The following is a 24,070-nucleotide window of genomic DNA, read 5'->3' as shown; positions in this document are numbered from 1 at the left end:
GAGGGTTCTTGCCCCGATTCCCCACCACGCCCGGGCCGAAGCCACAAACACAGGAAGGGCGACCGGGGACTGCCCCCCTTCGTCGCAAAGCAACCATACAAAAGGCTCACCTAGGATCAACGGCTGTATGGCCCGGAAAGGGCCTTGGACACTGGATTTCCAGGCGGTGTTGCAGGATTAACACGCCTTATTTTGACTATCATAGTACCGTACATATGTCGACAAATCGTGGCCAGCGTTGAAGCTCTGCGTCGCCGGCTGACGAAATTGTGCGCGCTGACGCGAAATTGGGCCGGACACCCCGTAAGCGAAAACTTGGCCGCCAGCCCGCCTTCCGCCATCGAATCGTTCTTGGAATCACTCTGGGTGGCGCTGAAGATTCGCCATTCCCCATGTCGGCCGCGCCCCTCGCACTGGAATCGGGCTGCCGAATGTGGTGAAGACACGCACGCGCCCGATGGTATCGCCACGGGCGTGGCGCTTAGCGTTCGGCAGCCCGACGAGACATCAGTTATGCGGATCTTGGTTACCGGCACCGCCGGCTTCATCGGCTTCCATCTGGCGCGCCTGCTGCTGCGCTCGGGGCATGAAATTGCCGGCGTCGACGGGCTGACTCCTTATTACGATGTCACGCTGAAGCGTCGACGCGAGGGATTGCTGCTGCAAAACGCCGGTTTCCAGGCCCATGAGGTGATGCTCGAAGATACCGTGGCGCTTCACGCCATCGCCGATGCGTTCCAGCCGGAGGCGATCATCCACCTCGCGGCACAGGCGGGCGTACGCTACAGCCTGGAAAACCCGCGCTCATATGTGGAAGCCAATCTGGTCGGCACTTTCAATGTGATGGAGTTGGCGCGGCTGCATGCGGTGAAGCATTTCATGCTGGCCTCGACGAGCTCCGTCTATGGCGCCAACACGCTGATGCCATTCGTCGAGGATGAACGCACCGATTATCCTCTCACCCTCTACGCGGCCACCAAGAAGGCCACGGAGGTGATGAGCCATTCCTATTCGCACCTCTGGAACATCCCCACGACCGCGTTTCGCTTCTTCACGGTCTATGGGCCATGGGGCCGGCCCGACATGGCGCTCTTCAAATTCACGAGTTGCATGCTCCGCGGCGAGCCCATTGACGTCTATAACCACGGCGAAATGTATCGCGACTTCACCTATGTGGACGATTTGGTGAAAGCGGTGGCGCTGCTGCTCAATGTCGTACCCGCCCGCGCGACGGCGGACGCGACCGACGACCACCTGGGCACAAGCCCGGTCGCGCCCTTCCGCGTGGTAAACATCGGCAAGGGCAGTCCGGTGCGTCTTCTGGATTTCATCGAGGAAATCGAGCGGTGCGTCGGCCACCGGGCCATTCGCAATTATATGCCCATGCAGCCGGGGGACGTGCCCCACACCTATGCGAATGTGGATCTGCTGGAGCGGCTGACGGGATATCGTCCCGACACCGAAGTCGCCGTGGGCGTCGCCGCGTTCGTTGCCTGGTACAAGGATTATTACGGCTGCTGACGTCGGCCGGGGAGAACTTTCGGGTCGGGTCGATGAACGAGGTCGAGCGCGCCGCCCTCGTTCATCGAGTCGCCCTGAACCTAACGCTATTACCTGAGTCCACGGGCTGAACCTGGTCGCGGCTCAGACCTTGCCGGGCAGCGTGGGAGCGGTCGGCAGCGGGGTGGCAGCGAGCTTGGCGTTGTTCGCCTGCAGGGCAGCGGCGGCGCTGTTGATCGCGGACAGGTCGGGGCTGGTCACCTTGGCCGGAACGGCCGAGACGGACGCCGGAGGGGTGGAGGTCGCGGCGGCCTTCGCGGCGACGGCGGTCGCAGAGGTCTGCTTGAGCTGGGCGATCTTCGCGGCAGCGCTGCTGGTGGTGGAAGTGACGGTGGTCATGGTTCTCTCCATAATGATCTGGATCACCAATTCGGTGTGATCCACCGGCACCTAAGCGTACGGGCCTGTCCCGAAGCTTGCCCCCGCAACGGGGCACCTCCCCGTTGGGGAAAAAGAACGGATCGGCCGCATTGCAGGCTCCCGTTCTAAGGCGCCGGGACAGGCGTGCCCGATCATGCGGCAGGCTGCGCCTGCGCCCGCCACCGCGCGATCTCGGCGAGATCGGCTTCAGGCCGCTCCTGCTCCACCCTGCCCTGCCCCAGGAACAAGGCGCCGGCGTCGGCATCGAGTGTCAGCCAATCGCCCTGGCGCAGCAGCGTGGTTCCGACCAGGGCCGTCTGCGTGGCGGGATCGATCCTTAGAGCAGCGCAGCCAACGATGCAGGGCTTGCCCAATTGGCGGGCCACCAATGCCGCATGCGCCGTGCGTCCGCCCACCGCCGTGACGATGCCGTCCGCCGCCGCGAATCCCGCCACATCGCTGGTGCTGGTATCGGGACGCACAAGCACCACCGGCGTTCCGGCGGCCGCAAGACGCACCGCACTTTCCGAATCGAACGCGATCCGCCCCACGGCGACGCCGGCCGAGGCGCTGATGCCCTGGGCCACCGGGACCCCCACATTCACCAATCGCTTCGTCAACAGGCTCGGGAGGTCGACATCGCCGAGTCGGGCCAACCCCTCGGCGGGGGAAATGAGTCCCTCCGCCACCAGATCGATGGCGAACCGCAACGCGGCGCGCGGGGTCCGCTTGGCCGATCGCGTCTGGAGGATCCAGAGCACGCCTTCGTCGATGGTGAACTCCACGTCCTGGACATCGCGGAAGGCCTGCTCCAGCTGCACCAGGCGCGTGCGCAAATCGCGCGCTGCCTCAGGCGCGGCTCGTATGATCGCGGCCTCTGTATCGGGCGTTCGGCTGCCGGACACGACATCCTCGCCCTGTGCGCCGAACAGCACGTCGATCACCGGCTGCGCCGCGCCGCTCGAAGGATCGCGGGAAAAGGCGACGCCCGCGCCGGAAGACAGGCCCCGATTGCCATAGACCATCGCCTGCACGGTGACCGCCGTGCCCTGCAGATCTTCCAGGTGCTGAAGCTTGCGATAGGTGGTGGCGCGCTCGCTGGTCCAGGAGCGGTAGACCGCCCGCGCCGCCGCCTCGACCTGCGCCTCCGGGTCGCCGGGGAGATCGAGGTCCGCCACGTCGATCAGCTGTTCATACAATCCGGCGAGCCGCTCGAGCGCCTCGCTGTCCAGATCGGCCTCGCTTAAGACCGCTTCCGTACGCACCAGGGTTTCACGGGCATGCGCGACCGCCGCTCTGTCCGCGCCCAGGACGACGTCCGCGTAGCTTTCCAGGAACCGGCGGCGGCAATCCCAGGCGAAGCGCGGGTTCCCGCTGGTGCGGATCAGCCCCTGAACCGCCTCCGTGGTGCAACCGACGTTCAAAACCGTGTCCAGCATTCCGGGCATGGATCGGGCGGCGCCGGATCGCACCGAAACCAGCAGCGGCCGCCTGCGATCGCCGAAAACCTTGCCGGTGGCCCCTTCCAGGAAGGCCAGCCCCTCGCGCAGCCCGTCCTTGAGCTTGTGCAGGGCGCTGGCTTCCCCCCGCACGATGGCGGCGCACAGATCCACGGGCAGGACGAAAGCGGGCGGAACGGGCAGACCCAGCGCCGCCATGCGCGCCAGATTGGCGGCCTTTGCGCCGATGACGTCGGCTGAAGGTGTCGCTGTGGACCCGCCACCGATGCGTGCGATGTGCATCATCCCCTCCGCGCTCACTTTGAAAGATCGGCGAGCACATGCTCGCGCAACACATGGCCGAAGCCGGCCAGCCGGTCGGTCGCGCGCTCCAGCGCCCGCGCGAGATCGAGCGCGCCGAGCGCGGTCCTCAGGTCATAAGTCTCGGTGAGCACCAGCGCGGTCACCGCGCGTTCGGCGGCATCGCCCGCATGTTCTTCCTCGATGAGCCGACCTACGGCGGCCAGCGCATCTTCCGAATCAACCCGCTGCCCCTCCGGCACTTCGGCCGCCGCGGTGACGCCGCTCGCGGCCCCGCCCGCCGCCGCCACCGCCGCCGCGCACAGATCCGCGAGCGGCTTCAGCAGGGCCGGGGGAAGCCCATCCGGCACCAGCGAGGCGACGAATGCCGCCTGCTCCAGTTCGTCGATCGCTTCCTCTATGCCATTCACGAGGCGCGCGATGGCGGGGTCGGCATCGAACCGCGCCGCGGTATTGCGTGCTTCCAGGGCGATGCGATCCGCCTTTTCCTCGATCCGCCGCGCCGCATCCGCAAGGCGCGTCCGATCAAAGGCGCGCTGTGCCTGTTGCTCCGCGATACTATGGGCAATGGCGACCGCGATCTCCCGCGCCAGCCCCGCCTGTCGCACCACGATCGCCAGCAAGGTGGCCTCGACCCGCTGCATGTGTCGCACCAGGTCTGCCTCGATCCGATCGCGCGCGAGCCGCACCGAGCTGCCGTTCAGAAGCGCCTCGGCGGACACCTTCAGAACGGTCTTGAGAAAATCCACGGCAGCATCGCGCCCGAGCGCGCTATCGAGCCGCTCGCCAAAGCCGATGCGCGTCGGAGCCGCATGATGGACGGCGGCCGCGACCAACTCGCTGCCACCCAGCTCCAGAAAACCGCGCTGACCCACCTTATTACGCGCCGCCCAATCGAGCACCCGCACGGCATCGGCCTTGATCACCCAGTTCCGGAGCACCTTGCGGGCCTTGTTCCAGTCGATCAGGAACACCAGGGACGCGCCGACCTCTTCCAGAAAGGCGTCGCGTGCCGCGGCATCACCATAGGGGTAGCGACCCGTGACGAGATAGAAGACCCCATCATCGCCGAGCGCCTCACCGCTCTTGCGCTCCAGCCCACTCCATTCGGCGGGAAAATCCCGCAGCAGACCGGTGAAGAACTTGGCGCGGGCGAGATGCACGTCGGTATAAGTGACGGTGACGGCCCCACCCTCCACCGAAATGACCACAACATGGGCATCGGTCTCGCCAATGTCGTTTTGAATGGTGAGGCGTGTGCCGGACCGCGCGGCGGTCGTGGAAAGGCCGGGATGATCGAACTTGAGCGCCCGGGTGGAGTCGAGTCCGCGCATGAAGGCTTCCACCGCCGGGCGGTCCTCGGGGAGCAACCCGAACGCATGGGCCCCGGCGACCACCTCTTCCGCGTGCAGCGCCGACAGGCGGTTGAGCGCCTTGTGCAGGTCCATCACCAGCCGATGCAGGCTGTCCCCGCCATGATCCGACAGGCCGGTGAGCTGGGAAATCAGCGCGACATCCACCGTGTCGCTGACACCGAGCGGCAGCGCAGCTTTCAGCGCCTCCAGCCGCGCGAGCCCAGAATCGCCCTCCGCCCGGTCCCCGGCGGCGACGCAGCGCGCCATGGTTTCCACATCGCTCCAGATTACGACCCCAAGATCGCCAACACCCGGCGCATGCACCTGGCCGCCCGGCAACAGCGCGGCTTGGGAGATCAGAGCCTCCATTGCCGAGGCATCGAGCCCGGCGGTCCGGCATTCCTCCGCCAGATCGAACGGCGCCCCCTGCGGGTTACGCGCATGGCGCCCTGCCCCCTGAAGGACGCTAAGGCGCGCCTTCACCTGGTCATTCGCGCGCAGGCCCTCGGCGATGAGCGCCGGAAGCAAGATATCGCCCTGCCCCAGCCGCTCGATGATTCCGGTTTTCATGACTGCCACCCTCGTCGGTCGCATCCGACCAAAGCACGAGAGCCCCCACCTGTGATTGCGGCAGGTCAGTCACGGGGTTGTCATGTTGGGAGTGGGTTCAGATGCGGGCAGCAACGTTTGCCGGAGCTGCAGAACCGGGTTGACGTTGGACAGCGGTAAATCGGTGAAAAGGGTTGTCTCCAAAACACCCCCGATGAGCTGTGCTTGAGCGCTTCTATGTCGCGTCGGTAGACACGACCGCGCCGCGGCGCCGGTGCCGGGGTATTCCGACATCCGCTTTGATCTCGAAGCGGGAGAAGGATATAGTTCTTAAGAGAGACAGGGAGGCTGGCTGGCCGAGTGCATTGTGCCGTCGCTGGCTGCGAGTGTAAGGACCTTAATGATGAGTCGAGAAGTGCCACAAGAAATTGCGATAGGAAAAAATGGCCAGCTCTTTCTCATTGGGGGAAACCACTCCGTCCTTGAATATATCTCCGGCGAAAAGCAGATCTTAGAGGGCGCAAAGCGTATATTTCGGAACAACATTCGTGCGCGCGCCGAATATTGCACCCAACGCGGCATGAATTATGCTCATTTTGTCTGCCCCGACAAACACACTATTTTGTTCGATGATTTTCCGTTCGAAATTAAAGTCAATGTCAGCAAGATTTTTGACGATTTTTGCGAAGGAGATGTTGTTCTCCCGACCGCTGAACTGAGAAAAGTTCAGGAACTCGAAGGCGCTTATATGCGGACCGATACGCATTGGTCTGCGTTGGGTCAGCTCGAAGTCGTGCGCCAAGTCATTAATCGTCTCGATTGGCAAATCCCGACGGCGAAGAAGAAGCTTGATGCGATCCGCAATGCCTTGATTATCCAAAAGGATTATATTGGGGACCTTGGAAACAAGCTCAACCCCAAAGATAAAGAAGATCGCTTAATTTACCCTCTTCCGTCCCATATTTTTAAGTTCAACAACGGCGTCACCGGAAACAATGGGACAATAACCGCCTACATTAATCCAGAGGCTACCGGCAAACTTATGGTCTTTGGAGACTCGTTTATTATAAGCTGTATGGACATGATCTCCTCATTTTTTGGGGAAAGCATTGTAGTAAGAACGCCATTCTTTCATCGTGAAATGGTCGATCAATTTAAACCCGACGCTGTATTAACGGCGAATGTCGAGCGGTATCTCCCCAATATGCCGCTGGACGATGACGCACCGATCGCAACGCTTTTTGCACAAATCCTGGACCGCGAATTCAGGCCAGATCCGTATCACTTTGAGGTTCTTTCCGCATTACTTCGCCCCGATTCCAACCATAAGGAGCGGACTTTAAAGCGGGTCTTTGCGGCTTTGGAGGAGAAGAAAACAGCAGCCGCCATGGCCTGAGAGGCTTCGGCGGCCTAGCTCCGGGAGCATGGTGTTTTGCGCGTGCCGATTTGGAATTTCGCACCGAGCCTTGGCCGATCTTAGTCGTCACACCGCCCGTTTTCTGCTGGCGAGCTGGTTATCGGTATTCTTGTCCCCGATGGGCCCCATCTCGTTGAATGGCACGACAAGCGGCAGCTACGAGACGGGTTCGAAATTGCGTTGGCTGACTCATTGGACGAGACAAGCAGTCCATTGCCGGGCTTTTTAATAGGCCTGAAGGTCTTGTTGTGCCGCCGCGAAGTGCCGGCCCGCTGCGGCTGATAAGGGGAAGAGCACGTGACTTTGTCTGTCGCCACCGTACCGGGTAGATCAAGCCCAACCCTTGAGACCGCCGTGCGTACCGTCGAACTCGAGGCACTTGGCCTGGCGCGACTGCGCGAGACCCTGCTAGGGCCGGTCGGAGTCGCTTTTGAACAGGCCGTCGATGCAATTTTGGCATCGCGCGGCCGCGTCGTTGTCAGCGGAATGGGAAAGAGTGGCCACATCGGCCGCAAGATTGCGGCGACCCTTGCGTCAACGGGAACGCCGTCCTTTTTCATGCATCCAGCCGAAGCGAGTCACGGCGACCTTGGTATGGTGACGAAAGAGGACGTTCTCGTCCTTATTTCGTGGTCCGGCGAAACCGTAGAGTTCCGCGCCATCATCGAATATGGGAAGCGGTATTCCATTCCGATGATTGCCCTCACCTCGGGGCGCGACAGTACGATGGCACGCGCAAGCGATTTCCCACTCGTTCTGCCTTCCGCGGAAGAGGCCTGCCCAAACAAGCTCGCCCCGACCACCTCCACCACCCTGCAACTGGTCATGGGCGATGCGCTCGCCGTCAGCTTGCTGAAACGAAGGGGCTTCTCGCCGGAGCAGTTCAAGGTTTTCCATCCAGGCGGCAAGCTTGGAACGATCTTGATCCGAGCATCCGATCTGATGCATTCGGGCCCGGACTTGCCGATGGTAAAATCCGATACGCCCGTGCCCGAGGTGCTGCTTGCCATGAGCGCAGGCCGGCTCGGCTGCGTGCTTGTGAGAGCCGAAGATGAGAGCCTTGGTGGCCTCGTGACCGACGGCGACATCCGTCGCGCTGTTGCCGATGGTGACTTGGCGGGAGTCGTCAGTAAATTTATGACGAAGACACCGGTGAGCGTGGCACCCTCTACGCTCGCGAGCGAGTGCCTTGCATTAATGAACGATCGGAAAATCACGGTCCTTGTGATCTGCGAGGGGACCAAGCCGGTCGGCCTCCTTCACCTGCACGACCTTCTAAGAGCGGGCGTTGGCTGAGGCCCGAATTTCGGACGCTCCCCTGCCACACGTGCGCTAACGGCAGACACGCTTTCCGGGCAAATCGCTGCCGCGTGCGCACTGGAATGGCAATCAAGCTGGCATTTAAATCGTCGCTCCGATATCCCGCTGACGCTCCGCATTGCGCTGCGACACGCGTCCTTCTTTGCGACACGCAGGCACCGCCTCAAAACCCATAGCCGACGACCCCTCAGATTACTTAACCGGTACCGCTATCCACACGGCGACGCGCCGCCGCATATCAAAGCGTGATGCAAAGCCTCCTTCCAACCTACGGTGTTTGCCCCTTTGAAAAATCACTTAATGGGGCTGGTTCGGCTCAAAATCGCCAGGTAATAACCCTCGCACAGCTTAGGCTTCGCAATTAAGGTGTGGCATCCTGGTGCCACTAAAATGCAGCCCTGGTGACACGGGGACTCCAAATCGTGAATCTGAGAACGCCTTATATTGCGATGCAAGATACATCGCGTTAAGCTTTTATGTCGGTTCGGTGTGCGGACGACCGCACCAATGATCAGTGATGTTTGGGGGGCCATTCTTGTCATGCGGTCGGGAGAAGCGGGGGGATCGAACACATTGATTGATAGCGAAGCTGCTGTTGAGGCAGCCCTTCAAAAGGCAAAAAACTCCGGCTTCCTTGCCAAGGCGGTAACAGAATACCGTCGCGTGTCTGCATGGATCGGCAACCAGATAGATTTAAATAGCGCGTCCATCCTTGATTTTGGTTGTGGGGAGGGCGTTCCCGCCGTATCTTTTGCACTGCGGCATCCAAAAGCAAAGGTCGTTGGCGCAGATATTGTCGCAACCTCGTTGAGAAATGTAACACGATCTTACAGATCTGAGGCCTCGCTGGACATTCCCGCAAACGTTACCTTTGAGACGCTTGCCGACGGTCGACTGACCCACACCAATAATTTTGATATTATTTATTCGTGGTCTACTTTTGAGCACATCAAACCGGATAGAATAGAACCGGTGTCTTTGCAATTGCGAGAAGCTTTAAAGCATGACGGATTGTTGTTCATTCAATCCAGTCCGCTGTATTTTTCGCCAACAGGCTCACATTTGTACCGGTATTTTAGCTCCCCGTGGCACCACCTCCTTCTACCGTTGGACGAAATTCGAAACGGAATAATTTCAGAGACTGCAGGAGATCGCGAATTAAGAGAATGGCAACAATTCCTCGATCTAAACAGGTTAACTGCCAATCAAATACTTTCAAAAATTGAAAATTGCGGGCTAAAACTAAAAAGAAAGCAATTATTTACTTCAGACATACAGCCACCTACAGAATTGCTGGATATATATTCTTCAGACGCTCTTATTACTACTGGATTTCAGGCGCTCTTTTTCAAAGAATAAAGTGATGTAAAAAATATACCGAGATATGGCGAGATTTATGGAACGCGGAACTTTTAATATGAAATCAGTCCCGTCAGAAAACGCATCGGACGACCCGTTTTCGCGGGCGATTGGTTACATATCTCGCCTGGATCGCCTGCTGGAGCGGATCGGTTCAAAGCTGAGCTCCACGTCAAATGGCAGCGCCGAAGACCGCGCCGCGTGGGAAACGATCTCTGCCGACTTGCTATCCGCTGGGGAAGAACAGGCGGCCGGCGCACATCTGCTGCGCCTCATCATGGTTAACCCCACACTTTTCAGGCGCATGCGTTATGCGGGCCTTGATGAAGTCTGGGAGCTTAAATCTCGTTGGGATCTACAAATTGAGAAGCTCAATCGGTTGCGAGCTCTCTATGTGACGCGTACGAACAAATTGGCAGCCACGGTTGCAGCACTGCCCGCACCCGACGTTGTCGCCAAACTGAGCAGCGCCAGCTCTCAACTGGCTGCCGTCTCTAAATGGACGGACATACTTGCCGATGCGACAAGGTATTTCGCCGAGCGAGCGGCCCGCACTCATTCGGCCTCCAAACACATGTTATCCGAACGCCAGCTGGAGCGCGACCTTTCTCCGCTTCCTGTGGACAAAGCCCTTCTTCGATCTTACGCAATTATTCAAAAAAGCGGTGCATTTGATTCAGTTTATTATCGCAGTCAGTTCTCGGATGGGCTTCCCGCCGTTAACGATTTGATATTGCACTATTTGTGCTTTGGATGGAAAATGGGGATTAATCCCCATCCGTTATTTTCAATTGACTATTACGTTAGGCAACGTCCTCAGTTTTCCGCTGGAATTGTCGATCCGCTGTCTGACTTCCTGACGCTCAACTCACATCAAATTATAAATCCGCATCCATTTTTTATTACGACCTATTATCTCACGACTCTTGCAGATGATAAAGTTTCAGGAAACGCGTTCCAGTATTTTGTCCGGAATAATCAATCAAACGCGTTCACACATCCACTTTTCGATGTCAAATACTACTCTAATCAAGCTGAGATAAATTTTCCCACCTACAAGGACGCGCTTACCCATTATCTGACATACGGGTGGCATCGCGGCCTCTCATTTTCACGGATGTTTGACGTTCAATTCTACCGTTCACAATTGCTGTTGGATCTGGACATTGAGCCGTTTACGCATTTTGTGATGCAAGGTGCGAAAAGCGGTTTGTTGCCCAACCCGCTTTTCGATACTCAACATTATATTTCTCTCGCTCCGCGTCTTTTTGATACGCATCCAGATCCACTGACGCATTATCTGCTTATCGGTGAAGAGATTGGCCTTGCTCCATCTCGCTTCTTTGATCCCGATTTTTACAAAGAAGGGCTTCCCAAGGAGCAGCGCGACACGAATTCTTTGCTACACTACCTAACGGTAGGAGGCCATGACGATAGAGACCCGGTCAATGGCTTCCGGGCCGCTGAGTACCGGCAAGCCTTTATGGCTGCCTCCCCCGATCGACGCTCTCTCACTCCGATGGAGTATTTTCTTACGGTCGGCGCGACGGAGCTGAACAGCGCTTTTCTCCGGGAATTTGTCCTACCGTCGGCTGAGACCAAAACGAACTCCGACGTTTCCTCGCAGCCTTCTCCCTCCGCCAACGGACCCCTGGGCGCCCCGGAGCCGGCGCCAGCGCGCGCCCAACTTCCTGGCCCAGCCCCCGGCAAGTCCGAATTAACGGAAGCGCCAAAGCCACGGCCCTCAGGGAACCAGCAACTCCTTATGCTCGACCTGACTCCGGAGGAGATCGCTCGGCATAATTTTAAGCAGTATCCTGGGAAATGCAAAATCCTCCCTGAGCGACCGTTCGTTATGCTGGTCGCTCACGCAGCCGGGGAGCAGCTTTTTGGCAGCGAAAGAAGCTTCCTCGACATGGTCGAGGGGCTCCACCTACTTGGATTGAATATCGCTGTCATACTGCCACGCAACATTCCCGACTATACAAATGCCATCCGCGCGAAATCGCAGTACGTCGCAACTTTTAATTACGACTGGTGGCGAAAAGATGATGAAGAATCGCCAGAGGCCATTGAACTCTTCTCACGGTTGATAAATTTTCACAATATTGATGTTGTTCATGTAAACACGTTAATGCTGCGCGAATGCCTTACCGCAGCCCGCGCATGCAACGTCTCTTCGGTCGTGCACATCCGAGAGCTGATCGGCTCTGATTTGGCGTTGCAAGAGTTGATCGGACGCTCTGGTTCCGACATCATCGCTGAAGTAACAAAGAATGCCGATTGGGTTATTTGCAACTCAAATACTACTGCCAAGAATTTTAACAAACCGGGCCGGACCTTTGTCGTTCCTAATATGGTTCATCTTGAGCATTTCAAGTTTGAAAATAAACTGACAGATAATAAAGTTCGCTTCGGTCTCATCAGCAGCAATATTCCTAAGAAGGGAATTTCCGATGTTGTGACTCTGGCTAAACTTGTCGAAAACACTGCTCCTAATGCAGAATTTTTGCTAATTGGGCCCGAGACCGATATCGTTCGAGGAATAAAGGCGGACCAAGCCGCAGGGACGGCGCCCCGCAATATTATATTCCCGGGATATGCGCGCACACCGATGGACGCCGTAGCTCAGGTCAATGTGGTGCTCACGTTTTCTCATTTTGCCGAATCCTTCGGGCGCACCGCACTTGAGGCGATGGCGGCGGAGCGACCCGTCATTGGGTACCGGCATGGGGCTATCCCTGAATTGGTGCGCCATGGCGTAAATGGCTATCTCGTACCGTTGGGCGAGCCCGAAGCGGCAGTGCCGTATATTGAGGAACTATGCACTGATCCCAAGCGCGTCGCTCTTCTGGGCGCATCAGGTCGGAGCATCGCCGAGCGCAACTACGGTTTGGAAAGCTATGTGAAGGCCTTCGATGAGGCCTACGGCGCGATCCTTGCCGACGTTACAGCTCGACGGGCACCGAGCTTCATGGTTGACGTCTCAAACGGTCCGATCGTACGCCCCGCGCGGAGAGCGGGGCTTAAAGAAGTTGAGGTCAAGCCACGGGTTGCATACTTCTGCTGGCACTTTCCTGTGCCTTCGGAAACGTTCGTTCTCAATGAACTGCGTCTGCTTGTGGCGGAAGGTGTGGATGTTATTGTCTTTTGCCGCCAGACCCCGCACAAGAATTTCAAGCCCGATTTTCCCATCACTTTTGAACGTGTAAGTTCAGTTGAACAACTTGCGGTTCGCATAAAGGAAACTGACCGAACAATTGTTCACGCCCATTTCGTTTATCCAACCGTCACGGATATGGTGTGGCCGGCATGTGAGATTGCGCAAATACCTTTTACTTTTATCGCGCATGCACAAGATATTTTTAAATACGACAATGATCGCCTTAATCGTCTTGCCGAAATCGGCGCGTCCCCTCTCTGCAGGGCGATGTTTACGCTTTCCAACTACCATCTTGAGTTCGTAGTGGCGCGCGGCTTCCCGCGGTCTAAAGTGATTATCAATCCCAACGCGGTCGATACCGATAAGTTCACGGTGCGTGATTTTTCGTCCGTGAGCCGTCAATCGCGGCGTGTCATTGCAGTCCACCGGTTCGTTCCCAAAAAGGGGCTCGACCTTCTCATCCGTTCCGCTCAGTACCTGATGGACCTGGATATCCAGATCGACATTTATGGCTACGGCGACCTGGAGGAACAATACAAAGCGATCATTAGCGAGCTTGGGTTGACCAACGTCCATTTGCGCGGGGCACTCACGCAAGACCAGGTCGCCGAGGTTATGGGCCAGGCAGACCTATTCGCCTGCCCCTGCGTCCAGGTGCCCCATACCGGAGATATGGATGGTCTTCCAACGTCCTTGATTGAGGGCATGGCGGCCGGCGTGCCGGTTTTGACCACGGACGTTGGGGCCGTTCCCGAACTCGTCGAAGACGGCATCACGGGTATCGTGGCGAAGCCGACCGCCGAGAGCGTCGCGGCAGCCATCCGCCGGTTCTATTCCATGCCCGAATCCCAGGTGCGGGCGATGGTCCGGTTCGCAGCTGATCACGTGGTTCGCACGCACGGCGCCGCCAGGCTTGTCCGGGTGCTAAAGCGTGTTTGGCAGAACAGGACCATTGATATCCTGATCGTCAGCTGGAATGAGCTCGAAGAATTGCGCGCGGTGATCGAGCGCGTGGTCGAAAACACCTCCCTGCCCTACCATTTGATTGTCTGTGACAACCAAAGTTCGAAGGAACCTGTCGCGGCCTATTTGGATTGGGTGCACGGCAAGTATGATCGCGTTACGGTCATCCACAACGATTCAAATGCAATGGTTGGCCCGGGCACCAATCGGTGCCTGGAGCACGGAATAAGCGACTACGCGATATATGTATGTGGACGCGAAGGGTTCAGCTTTAGCCGTGGCTGGGAGATTCCTTTCGTCCACACCTTCGAAGAAAATCCGAAGCTCGGTCTCGCAGGCACGCTGGGGCGTTCACCGACCTATATGACCGGAAAGGACTATCCCAGCGGAATTGCATTATTCGATGCCTTCCGAAACAAGGACTTCGCCGCCAACAACAAGGATCGCGATTTTTATCATATTCAGGGAGGGCTGTTTGGGATCCGGCGTTCTGTTGTGGATAAGATCGGGGGCTTTAGTTATGACGTCCCCCACAGCTACACGGATGTCGAATATTCATATTTCGTTGAAAGCGAAGGCTGGGAACTAGGTGAGGTTCCCGGGCTACTCGCCCTCTTTAATAAGAGTCGCCCAACACTAAGGCAACGCTTTGACGAGCGGGTAACCATAGCTCATCCGGTTCTCTTGAAGGACTTGGCGCTCTATGAAGGCGTCAAGGCGCGCAAGCTGAAGCATTGCAATATCTGTGACTGGTTCGGGTCCGATTTCGTTGCCGAGCAGATATGCCCGTCCTGCGAAGCCGATAGCAAATCGCGCACGCTCTATCGCTGGCTGAGCGATACATTCTATATGTACCGCCGTTTGCCGGCCCTTGCCGTCGGGCTCGAGGGTCGGATGCTCCAGGTATGGAAAGAGCAGTTCCAGGGTCCGCGGCACAGCAAGGAAGAATTTCTTGAGCTGCTACGGCAGAAGGGCAGGCTCCAGAATCGTGCCGGCGGCATGAGCTTGGCGGCCTTGCGGCTGGCTGGAGCGACCCCAGATGAAATGTCGCTGATTTTCAAAGAGTTGAAACGGCTCATGGTTCCAGGGGGCAAGGTCCTTCTGCAACTTCCTCCTGACGACCGCGACTTTGACGCCTGGCTTTCGAACATCCGATTGTTAATAGAGGTAGAATTTTTTGATTTCTTAAAGCACCATATCTATGTGTCTTCTGCTATCGCCTATTCCTGCGAAGGAATAATTGAGTTTCAACAGAGAAATGCACAATCATAGCTATTGCTGAACGAGACCGTTACAATCCACAGGAAAAGCCAAAATTTTAACAAAATGCCTCATTCGACCTATGGAGGCATGTTGCGCTTCTGTAACGAGCGGGAAACTCCAACTCTATGCATGCCGTTAAATTAACGCAATTTAACCCTTATTCTAACTTAATGACAAGTCACCACCGAAAGAAGAGGGTGCGAACGTGGGTTTGGATGAATTATTTCTAAAACTTCAGTGCACGCCGTCCCAAATGCGTTATTTTCGTGACAAACTTGTCGCAATAACGGGCGGTGCTTCCGGGGAAAATATTCCTTTATTGCTTGAGGGGCGATACGTAGCGCAAGATTCTGGTAGAATTTTTGGTGACGGCTTATATGAATTTGCGGATCCGATAAATTCGTTTGCGGAATGCATTCCTTTGAAAGGCGAAAGGGCGGTTGAAATCGGCGATGTTTTTTTTCTAACCGATGAGCGACCGCTTTCTGTGACTTCACTAATAAAGCGAAGACCACGCGCACCTGCAGTGACCGGATATATTTCAGATAAATCGTCATTCGCTTTTTCTGTTCTTTTTGATATCCCCATATTGTTCAAAATTGACGCCGAATTGCCCCGCATCGTTAAAGAATTATCTAGTATTAACTATGAGGGAATTTATTCGGTGGGAGGAAGGCGTCTTTGGCGCGACCCCCAGCGCACGATAGAAGGGGCCGCTTTAATATACGATGAATTTGTTGGCTATAATTATTGCCATTGGCTACTTGATTGGCTCCCTAGATTGTCATTGCTTGAAACGATTGGCGCCAGAATCGAGGATATCAACATACTCCTCACGCGTAAACCCACTCAATTTCAGAAGCAGACTTTTTTCCATTTAGGCGTTAAGGAAAATCAATATATAACATTGGGCAACAAAGAGCAGGACGATATGACTTTTATCGCATCTAACAGTTTTATTGGGACCTCAACAACAAGCCTCGGCTACCTACATGCGTTACATGGAGGTAGCGATTGGGCGGTTAACTTTTTGCGGACCAAACTTGTTCCCCCTTCAATAAAAGGAGAATCTGTTCGGCTAATTCTGAATCGACATCAAACGCGCCGGCTATTTTTTGATGATCAAGCTCAGAAGGCACTCGACGCGGCGGGATTTATAACCGTTTTTCCTGAAGACCTTTCAGTCGAAAAGCAAATTGCTCTTTTTTCTACAGCTGAGAGGATTGTTTCAGCTCACGGAGCCGGCCTAGCGAATATAGTTTTTTGTAGGCCACAAACCGCTATACTGGAGATATTTCCCGAAAATTACTCGACATCGGCATATTTTATTACGGCCTCAGCAGCAAGTCTTCGATATTCTTGCGCCGTTGCGACTCGAATCGAGGACGACACAAAGAGGGGACATATTAGAGATTTCGATCTTTTTTGTACTAATGATTTTGTTTCAAAATGGCTTGATCTCATTTAAATACGACCTGTTCTTGGCAATTGCCTTGAAAAGGCGTATAAATACTAAAGACATGTATATGGTAAATGTATACAAAATATAGGAATCGGTCATGAATCAGATAGATGATATCTTGAACTCCGAAGCGTTAAACAAGCTCGGCGCAAAGCTCAGCTTTTCTCAATTTGGAGAGGACATGCTTATGGCTCATTTTTTGCGCCACCGAGATGGCTTTTATGTTGATGTAGGATGTCATGACCCATTACGGTATTCAAATACCGCATGGTTTCATTTAGTCCGAGGTTGGTCCGGCATCAATATAGATGCCGATTCCGAATCTATTGCCAAGTTTTCTATCGCTCGGCCCAACGATATCAATTTAAATTATGGCGTAGGCGATTCTGCGAGTGTTTTGGAGTTTACAATATTCGGAGATGGTTCGCAAAATTCTTTTGATTCAAAGATGGTTGCTGCGGTTTCAGAGCGCTTCAAGGTATCCCGAAAGGTTAGCGTTCCTGTTTTGCCTCTTCGAGATATCTTATCCGAGCATCTGCCTGCGGGTCGGGTTATTGATTACATGAATATTGATTGTGAGGGATTTGATGAAAAGGTAATTGATGGAAATGATTGGACGTTGTATTCGCCCAGATTTTTATCAGTTGAAGTTCCCGGGCTTCGCATTGATCGCGTTTCTGAAAATTCTATTGTACGAAAGCTGACGTCTGTTGGCTATTTTTTTAGATCTCAGTGTTATTTAACTGCGATATTCCAACGAAAGGATTAGTATACCTAACTACCCCCTAATGTTCTAGTAAGCTTTTGGAAAAATTTGTCCAAGCGATCGGTCGAAATCTGATATCTGCCAGCGGAAATCGGCCAAAGATCGATTAATAACGGACTGCAGCCATGGAATTTAAACCTTGCTTAAGATTTTTAAATATTTTATGCGTCTTTCAAGTATTCGTTTTAGTACAATCAAGCGGGGCTTGTGGGGAACATTTATCCAACGTATTGAGATCTCTCTCATTCGATGAGCCCTATGTCCATATAGAATCAAAGCCTCCGAATTCATTTTCAAAGGGGGTCGGGCCAAAAATTGAGATTGGGCCCTCTACGTCACCTATTACAACAAGCGTTGATACTGATACTCCTTTTCATTTGTGGCTTTCCCAAGAGCATTTTGGAAATGGAAATCATGCACTTGGAATGTCTATAGACCGCGAATCAAGCTTAACCCGAATTGGAAAAAAGAGTAAAGTCGAACTTAATTTTGTTCGGCATGATGAATATGCTACAGATGAATTTTATAATCATAGATTTATACTTAAAGATGGAGTCGGCCTATATCTTGGCTTCGCCTTTAGGTTAGGCACGGATTACGAGGCTCCCAACCGCTGGGTATTGCATTTTCAGGTTTGGGAATCGAGCAGCATTGCGAGACCTAATGTACAACCACCTTTAGCGTTGGTCGTTGACCCTAACAGATCGTTAGATAAAGATTACATCTGGATGATGCTGATAAAGAGAAATGATTTCTTTGCTAATAATGCTCCAACTTACGACAATGGTCAAAAGCTCCTATTTTCCGACGGCAGCGAATATGTTAAGGTGAAGCGAAACAGATGGTATTCAATTGTCTTTTTTTTACGACCTAGCCCAGACGATTTGAGCCTTACTGAAGGGGGACTTAATTCTAGATCTATTATGATGTGGATAAACGGATTAGAGGTTTTAAATCATAAAGGATCTTGGGGATACAGCTCAAATGTACTATCAGATCCGCGCAATTATAGTATAAAACTTGGAATCTACCGCGCAGCACAAAATACGTCTCAGACTGTTTATTTTGATAGTATCCGATGGGGAACTTCTTTTGACGCTGTTGATCCATCCGCTCGATAAATCTCTGTTCGCCGCTTCTGCTTCTCGGTATCGATGTTGCATTAAAGTAGCACTACTTTGGCGGAATCAGATTGGCGGTCTGCAGATGGCCCTTCGGCAGTGGGGGCATGTTCGTGCGGGTGATGCCCAGCAGAATGCCTTTATGACGGCTCTGCGGACCTGAGGCAGGGTCGGCCTCGGCGGTCCCTTCCGCAGGTTTTTTCTCCGGTGGCCAGTTCCAGGCGCCAGTGCTGGAGGAAGGCATAGGCGATCATGGTCATCAGGGCATGGCGGTGGAGACCGCGCCGGGAGCGGCCCTCGTAGTGGTCGAGGCCCAGTTACTCCTTCATCTGCTGATGGGCCTGCTCGCACACCCAGCGCGCCTTGATGGCAGCGGCTTGCTTCTTGAGAGAGGCTTCGACCGGCAGGCTGGAGAGATAGTATTTGCGCTCGCCCGAGGCGCGCCACTCTTCCACCACCCAGGCCTCCTCCCCTGGCATGTGCTGCAGGCCCTTGTCGTGGATGCGCTGGGGCGGCCCATCGGCGATGCGGACGCGATGTGCTATTTGGCTGGGTTGAACCATATAGCCTGATACGAAGAATCATGAAGAGACCCCGAGCGCTGACCATATCCATCGGACTTGGAGCGAAAGGTCCCATACCGGTCCTGCAGCTCGGACATGCACGACGAACGTTGGGCGCAAGAAGGCTCAGGCGCGGCGTCATGAACCTCGTCGGAAGTCCCTGATGAGCATCGTCGGAAAGATCGAAACTATCGATGCCAATGCAATCACCGGCTTCATCCGGTTAGAGCAGAATTTATGTGTCGTTCGCAACCTGTTTATAGTCGTCGATAAGTTTCCCTTCCCGCTGCGCCCTGAACATATGTTCGCCTCTGGAGAGGATGGCGGCGCGCGGCTGGAATTTGCTGTGTCGACCGCCGAAATCTTACGAGCTGGCTTCTCCAACGTCGAGGTTGGTTGGTCCCGCGAGGAGAAAATAGTCGCCCTCACCTTCAACCTGCAAGTCCTTGATGCGCGCGCCGTTCGAACATTTGATGTCGAGATTTCCGCCCGTGCAGAAAAGGGCTGGTGCACCCTTCAGGCGACGACAGACATGCAGGTCTCGCGTGTATTGATCGAAGTTGAGATCAATGGTGTCTTTTACCTGGATTTTGTTCTCGACACGCGCAAGCCCACGAGCGGCGATACATCCCCACGCGCCATCTGTTGTTTTCCGCTGCCCTTCTCTGCGCAGGAGACAGAGACGTTCGACCTTGCTGTGTTTCAGACCAATGGCCTGGTTAGGTCCTTGAGGTTTGATGCGACACTCGACGCGTCCATGGCCCAGGATGCCGAGCGGCTTTCACGCCAATATTACCCTCCCGCATATCGCTCAGAACGGCCCGTCGCGATCCTCGCCCGGGTGGGCGGCGGGCTCGAATCCGTATGCGCCTGCGTTATTTCCGTGCTGACGCACACGGAGGCGAACGCGCGATTGGTCCTTGTACAAGATGGGCGTTTGGATCCTTCCGCCGCCAGTTATCTGGAACAGCTGAGCCGCTCGGATCGGGTTATTTTCATCAAGGATGATCCAGGACGTGTCTTCCGTGCAAATGCTGTGAACGCGGCCTTAAATATGGTGCCCGGCGAAGATATCGTGCTTCTGAAATCGGACGTGCTTGTCGGCCCGGGGTGGCTGTCCGGGCTTGCGACAGCGGTCTACAGTGAAGGAAACATCGCCACCGCGACGGCACTTTCGAACGCGGGGGGGCTGTTCGACTTGCCCATTGCGACCCCGCTCGAGACCCGTCTTCGCGACGGGCTGTGTCGGAGCGTCACGCAACGTAGCCTCAGTCTTTTTCCCGCGACGCCAGTGGCCCAGGGTCCATGCGTTTATATCCGACGATCTGCGCTTGAGGACGTGGAGATCCACGACGTTGAATCCCTTTCTATCGACGGGACGGCCCAGATCGCATTGTGTTTGAAGGCGAGCAAGCTGGGATGGCGCCATGTCGTCGACGATCGAACTCTGGTTCTGCGCAGTTTGAGTGCCGACCGTTTGGACCGAAAATTGGGATCGGGAGCGCTGCCGGGCGCAAATGCGTTGTTTTCGGTTTTCCCGGAGCTTGAGAGCTTGATCGAGTCGATCAGGGCCAATCAGGCACTCGCGATGGCGAGGTTTCGTGCCGAGGGAGCCCACGTGAGCGCGAAAATGCGAGTTCTGTCCGTCATTTCTACGGATACAGGTGGCACGCCACAGACAAATCGGGATCTTCAGCGCGGCGTCGCTAGGGACGTAGAGATGCTGGTGCTTCGCAGCGATGGGCAGATGCTGACGTTGACGGACCCCTCCGGCGCGCTCATTCGCAGCCATCGTCTACTGGAGCCGATGACCCTCGGGTCCCACGTTTCTGCTGAATATAATCAGATACTTCAACGTTGGCTGATTGAATTTGCGATCGAGTTGCTGCACATCCGCCATATCGCCTGGCACAGCCTTTCCCTTCCCTGGATTGCACGTACCCTGCATATTCCGGTGATCTACTCTTTTCATGATTATTATTCCGTATGTCCTTCGCTTCGACTTTTGGACGGCAATAACATTTATTGCGGAGGTGTGTGCACCCAATCCGAAACCGCGTGCACGCCGGACCTCTGGGACATGGCGCATTCACCCCCGCTGAAGCACCGCTTCGTCCGCACCTGGAAGGAGATGATGGAGAATACGCTTCTGGCATGCGATGCCTTCGTTACGACCTCGCAAGCCGCGCGGGACCTCATGCGGTCTCATTACCCGTTGTTGAAGGACCGCCCTTTCAATGTCATCCCGCACGGCCGCGATCTGGTCATGACGGAACTGGTCGATGTTTTTCCGCCCGCACCAGGCACGCCTTTACGGTTGATAGCGCCCGGCAATATTTCGCCCGCGAAGGGGTCTGATGTTCTGTTACAGATTCAGGAACTACGTCCGGTGGATGAGATGGAAATCCATGTCGTGGGCGCGTCTGTGGCGGAAGTTCAGAACAGCGCATTGATCACGTCCGGGCCTTATACGCGCGAGGATTTTCCCGAGATCGTAGCCAGGATTCGTCCCCACATCGGACTTGTTCTGTCAATCTGGCCCGAAACCTACAGCCACACACTGACCGAGCTTTGGTCCTGTGGCGTTCCGGTCATAGCTTTTGATCGTGGTGCGGTGGGCGAGCGGATCCGCGAATCCGGCGGTGGATGGCTTTTACCGCAAGACGCAGGCGCTGAAGACATATGCGCATTGATCGCGCATCTGGAACGGCGACCCGACGAATATGAGGCCAGACGGATCGAGATCGAACACTGGCAGTCCGGCACGGGAACCGAGCGTGACGTTGCAGCAATGGCGGACGACTACCTTTCGCTTTACCGACAGATCATGTTCCACAAATCACTGGCGAGCCATTTCCCCAGCCCGCTCGGGTGACATATTTATACCCACGCGATGTGCTGGACGAACTGGACGCCACCGTGCCAATTGAACGGCACGAGATGGATCGGAGACCACAATGAGCTCGGCGAAAATTGTCCCGGTTATTCTAGCGGGGGGAACGGGGACGCGCTTGTGGCCGCTGTCTCGGAATACGCTGCCGAAGCAATTTCTGACTTTAACCGAGGGATTGACACTTTATCAGGATACCATCTCCCGAGTCTCTGATAAATCGATGTTTCTTTCCCCCATCGTGGTTACGAACGATGATTTCCGCTTCTTCGCGCAGCGTCAGGCGGCGGAGATTGGCGTTGAGGCCACAGTGATCCTGGAGCCTGCGCGGCGCGACAGTGCGCCGGCGCTTATCGCGGCTGCGGCGATGGCTCAGAAGCTCCATGGGGAAGAGGTGCTGGTCCTGGCGCTTGCGGCCGACCATGTTGTGCTCAAACCCAAGGCGTTCCTTGAGGCTGTTAGCGTGGCGGCGCAGGTGGCGGCCACTGGGAAGATCGTGACTTTCGGCATCGTTCCGGATTCTCCGCGCACCAGCTATGGCTATATTCGCCTCGGCGCGCCGCTTGCCGCGGGCGGCAATGTGGTGTCCGCGTTCGTGGAGAAACCCGACAGAGAAACCGCTTCTCGCTACGTTTCGGAGGGATTTCTCTGGAATTCGGGAAATTTTCTCTTTCCCGCAGGGCTGATGATCGCCGAAGCCCAGCGCTTCGAGCCGGAACTGACCGATGCCGCGCTGAAGGCCGTCGCGACCGCGTCGGAAGATCTCGGATTCATCCGCCTCGGCCGTGAGGCGTTCGAGGCGGCCCCCGCCAAATCGATCGACTTTGCGGTACTTGAACATACCACCAACGCGGCGGTGATCGGCGGCGATTTCGGCTGGTCTGATATCGGCTCCTGGGATGCGGTGCGCGAAATCGGCACGCCGGACGCCGACGGCAATGTGGTTCAGGGCTCCGTTGCACTTCTCGATAGCCACAATTCTTACGTGCGCTCGGATGGACCGCTCGTCACCGGCATCGGCCTGGAGGGCCTGTCGGTCATCGCCACGGAAGACGCTGTGCTGGTGATGCCGTCCAATCGCAGCCAGGACGTGAAGGCTCTGGTCGCCTCGCTCAAAGCCGCCAAAATCAATGCCGCCGACGAGCACCTCAAGGTGCATCGCCCCTGGGGCACCTACCAGACCATCTGTCGCGGCGAGCGGTTCCATGTGAAGAGGATCGTCGTCGAGCCCGGCGCCAAGCTCTCGTTGCAGAAGCACCACCACAGGGCGGAGCATTGGGTGGTTGTGCGCGGCACGGCCGAAGTGACGATCGACGATCGCATCTTCACGGTGCGGGAGAATGAATCCACCTATATTCCGCTGGGGGGCGTGCACCGGCTCGCCAATCCCGGCCGGATCAACCTCGAACTGATCGAAGTCCAGACCGGATCTTATCTCGGCGAGGACGATATCGTTCGCATCGAGGACATCTACCATCGCGCATGATGCAATGCCGCATGGAGGGCGGGCTCACCCCGCGAATGGAGGCCCGCCCGCCCTGAAAATGCTGCAACTGCTCATTGACCTTGCGGGGGCCCAAGGCTAGTTTCCCGACACACCTTTGCAGGGGGCTGCGCGCTTTCATATGACGTCTTTCACCCCACTGGCGATCCCCGAGGTCATCCTGGTTGTTCCGCCCCGGTTCAAAGATCCGCGCGGCTATTTCAGCGAAACTTATGTTGAGGCGCGGTATAGCGCGAACGGCATTACCTCGCGCTTCATCCAGGACAACGAGTCCCTCTCGGTTCCCGTCGGGACTATTCGCGGGCTTCACTTTCAAGCCCCGCCGTTTGCCCAGGCAAAGCTGGTGCGCGTCATCGCCGGCGCGGTGTTCGACGTCGCGGTGGATATCCGCAAAGGGTCGCCGACCTACGGCCGCTGGGTGGGCGCCACGCTGACCGCGGAAAAGGGCGAACAATTGTTCATCCCTCACGGTTTCGCTCACGCCTTTTGCACAATAGAGCCCGACAGCAAGGTGGCCTACAAGGTCGACGGTTCGTATTCCCGCGAAAGCGAGGGCGGCATAGCGTGGGACGACCCCGACCTTGCGATCGAATGGCCGGCGTCGGATCCCTTGCTGTCCGATAAGGATCGCGAATGGCCGCGCCTGAAGGATTATGATAGCCCGTTCACCTACGCGTGACGGCACGACGGGGCGA

General features: G+C 56.0%; 14 protein-coding genes and 1 pseudogene. 11 read left to right on the top strand and 4 right to left on the bottom strand.

The genetic code is table 11. The annotated features are described in order from the left end of the window. The first annotated feature begins 513 nt into the window (after positions 1–513). Positions 514–1,521: an NAD-dependent epimerase/dehydratase family protein gene (locus tag V5F68_RS08500; RefSeq protein ID WP_394012014.1), complete on the top strand. Its 1,008-nt coding sequence runs from the start codon at positions 514–516 to the stop codon at positions 1,519–1,521. 123 nt (positions 1,522–1,644) lie between these two features. On the opposite strand, the gene V5F68_RS08495 is transcribed toward V5F68_RS08500, so the two are convergent. The 3 genes from V5F68_RS08495 to V5F68_RS08485 all read right to left on the bottom strand — a co-directional run bounded on the left by V5F68_RS08495 (position 1,645) and on the right by V5F68_RS08485 (position 5,605). Further along, the gene (locus V5F68_RS08495; RefSeq protein WP_394012012.1) at positions 1,645–1,899 is read right to left on the bottom strand and encodes a hypothetical protein; all 255 of its coding nucleotides are present in this window, start codon (positions 1,897–1,899) and stop codon (positions 1,645–1,647) included. A 173-nt stretch (positions 1,900–2,072) separates the two neighbouring features. Next, on the bottom strand, positions 2,073–3,662 hold the full coding sequence (locus V5F68_RS08490) for a PEP/pyruvate-binding domain-containing protein (RefSeq protein WP_394012597.1): 1,590 nt from the start codon (positions 3,660–3,662) through the stop codon (positions 2,073–2,075). A gap of 14 nt (positions 3,663–3,676) precedes the next feature. Continuing rightward, positions 3,677–5,605: a hypothetical protein gene (locus V5F68_RS08485; protein ID WP_394012010.1), complete on the bottom strand. Its 1,929-nt coding sequence runs from the start codon at positions 5,603–5,605 to the stop codon at positions 3,677–3,679. Positions 5,606–5,999: 394 nt separating this feature from the next. Between V5F68_RS08485 and V5F68_RS08480 the strand changes: the two genes are divergently transcribed. The 7 genes from V5F68_RS08480 (at position 6,000) to V5F68_RS08450 (ending at position 18,418) form a co-directional block, all read left to right on the top strand. After that, a complete protein-coding gene (locus V5F68_RS08480; RefSeq protein ID WP_394100452.1) occupies positions 6,000–6,980 on the top strand; it encodes an alginate O-acetyltransferase AlgX-related protein in 981 nt (326 codons plus the stop codon). A gap of 375 nt (positions 6,981–7,355) precedes the next feature. Then, positions 7,356–8,297, top strand: a complete 942-nt coding sequence (locus tag V5F68_RS08475; protein ID WP_394012006.1) for a KpsF/GutQ family sugar-phosphate isomerase — start codon at positions 7,356–7,358, stop codon at positions 8,295–8,297. Between the two features lie 531 nt (positions 8,298–8,828). After that, complete coding sequence (locus V5F68_RS08470) at positions 8,829–9,680, top strand: class I SAM-dependent methyltransferase (protein ID WP_394012005.1); 852 nt, start codon at positions 8,829–8,831, stop codon at positions 9,678–9,680. A gap of 58 nt (positions 9,681–9,738) precedes the next feature. Then, on the top strand, positions 9,739–15,078 hold the full coding sequence (locus V5F68_RS08465) for a glycosyltransferase (RefSeq protein ID WP_394012003.1): 5,340 nt from the start codon (positions 9,739–9,741) through the stop codon (positions 15,076–15,078). 196 nt (positions 15,079–15,274) lie between these two features. After that, positions 15,275–16,537, top strand: coding sequence for a glycosyltransferase family 61 protein (locus V5F68_RS08460; RefSeq protein WP_394012001.1), 1,263 nt, complete (start codon positions 15,275–15,277; stop codon positions 16,535–16,537). Positions 16,538–16,628: 91 nt separating this feature from the next. Next, on the top strand, positions 16,629–17,300 hold the full coding sequence (locus V5F68_RS08455) for an FkbM family methyltransferase (protein ID WP_394011999.1): 672 nt from the start codon (positions 16,629–16,631) through the stop codon (positions 17,298–17,300). Between the two features lie 122 nt (positions 17,301–17,422). Continuing rightward, on the top strand, positions 17,423–18,418 hold the full coding sequence (locus V5F68_RS08450; RefSeq protein ID WP_394011997.1) for a heparin lyase I family protein: 996 nt from the start codon (positions 17,423–17,425) through the stop codon (positions 18,416–18,418). A 140-nt stretch (positions 18,419–18,558) separates the two neighbouring features. On the opposite strand, the pseudogene V5F68_RS08445 reads toward V5F68_RS08450, so the two are convergent. Next, positions 18,559–18,960 (bottom strand): annotated as a pseudogene (locus V5F68_RS08445) (transposase); the annotation flags it as partial. 184 nt (positions 18,961–19,144) lie between these two features. Between V5F68_RS08445 and V5F68_RS08440 the strand changes: the two are divergent. The 3 genes from V5F68_RS08440 (at position 19,145) to rfbC (ending at position 24,054) form a co-directional block, all read left to right on the top strand. Further along, complete coding sequence (locus tag V5F68_RS08440; RefSeq protein ID WP_394011995.1) at positions 19,145–21,856, top strand: glycosyltransferase; 2,712 nt, start codon at positions 19,145–19,147, stop codon at positions 21,854–21,856. A gap of 82 nt (positions 21,857–21,938) precedes the next feature. After that, on the top strand, positions 21,939–23,357 hold the full coding sequence (locus tag V5F68_RS08435; protein ID WP_394011993.1) for a mannose-1-phosphate guanylyltransferase/mannose-6-phosphate isomerase: 1,419 nt from the start codon (positions 21,939–21,941) through the stop codon (positions 23,355–23,357). A gap of 139 nt (positions 23,358–23,496) precedes the next feature. After that, positions 23,497–24,054 carry a dTDP-4-dehydrorhamnose 3,5-epimerase gene (rfbC, locus tag V5F68_RS08430; RefSeq protein ID WP_394011991.1) on the top strand — a complete coding sequence of 186 codons (558 nt, stop codon included), beginning with the start codon at positions 23,497–23,499 and terminating at the stop codon, positions 24,052–24,054. Positions 24,055–24,070: the final 16 nt, after the last annotated feature.

The organism is Roseixanthobacter pseudopolyaromaticivorans (assembly GCF_043195145.2).
Taxonomy (GTDB): domain Bacteria; phylum Pseudomonadota; class Alphaproteobacteria; order Rhizobiales; family Xanthobacteraceae; genus NCEH01.
Note: the sequence above shows the minus strand (reverse complement) of the source record. Positions and strands in the feature narration are given on the sequence as shown.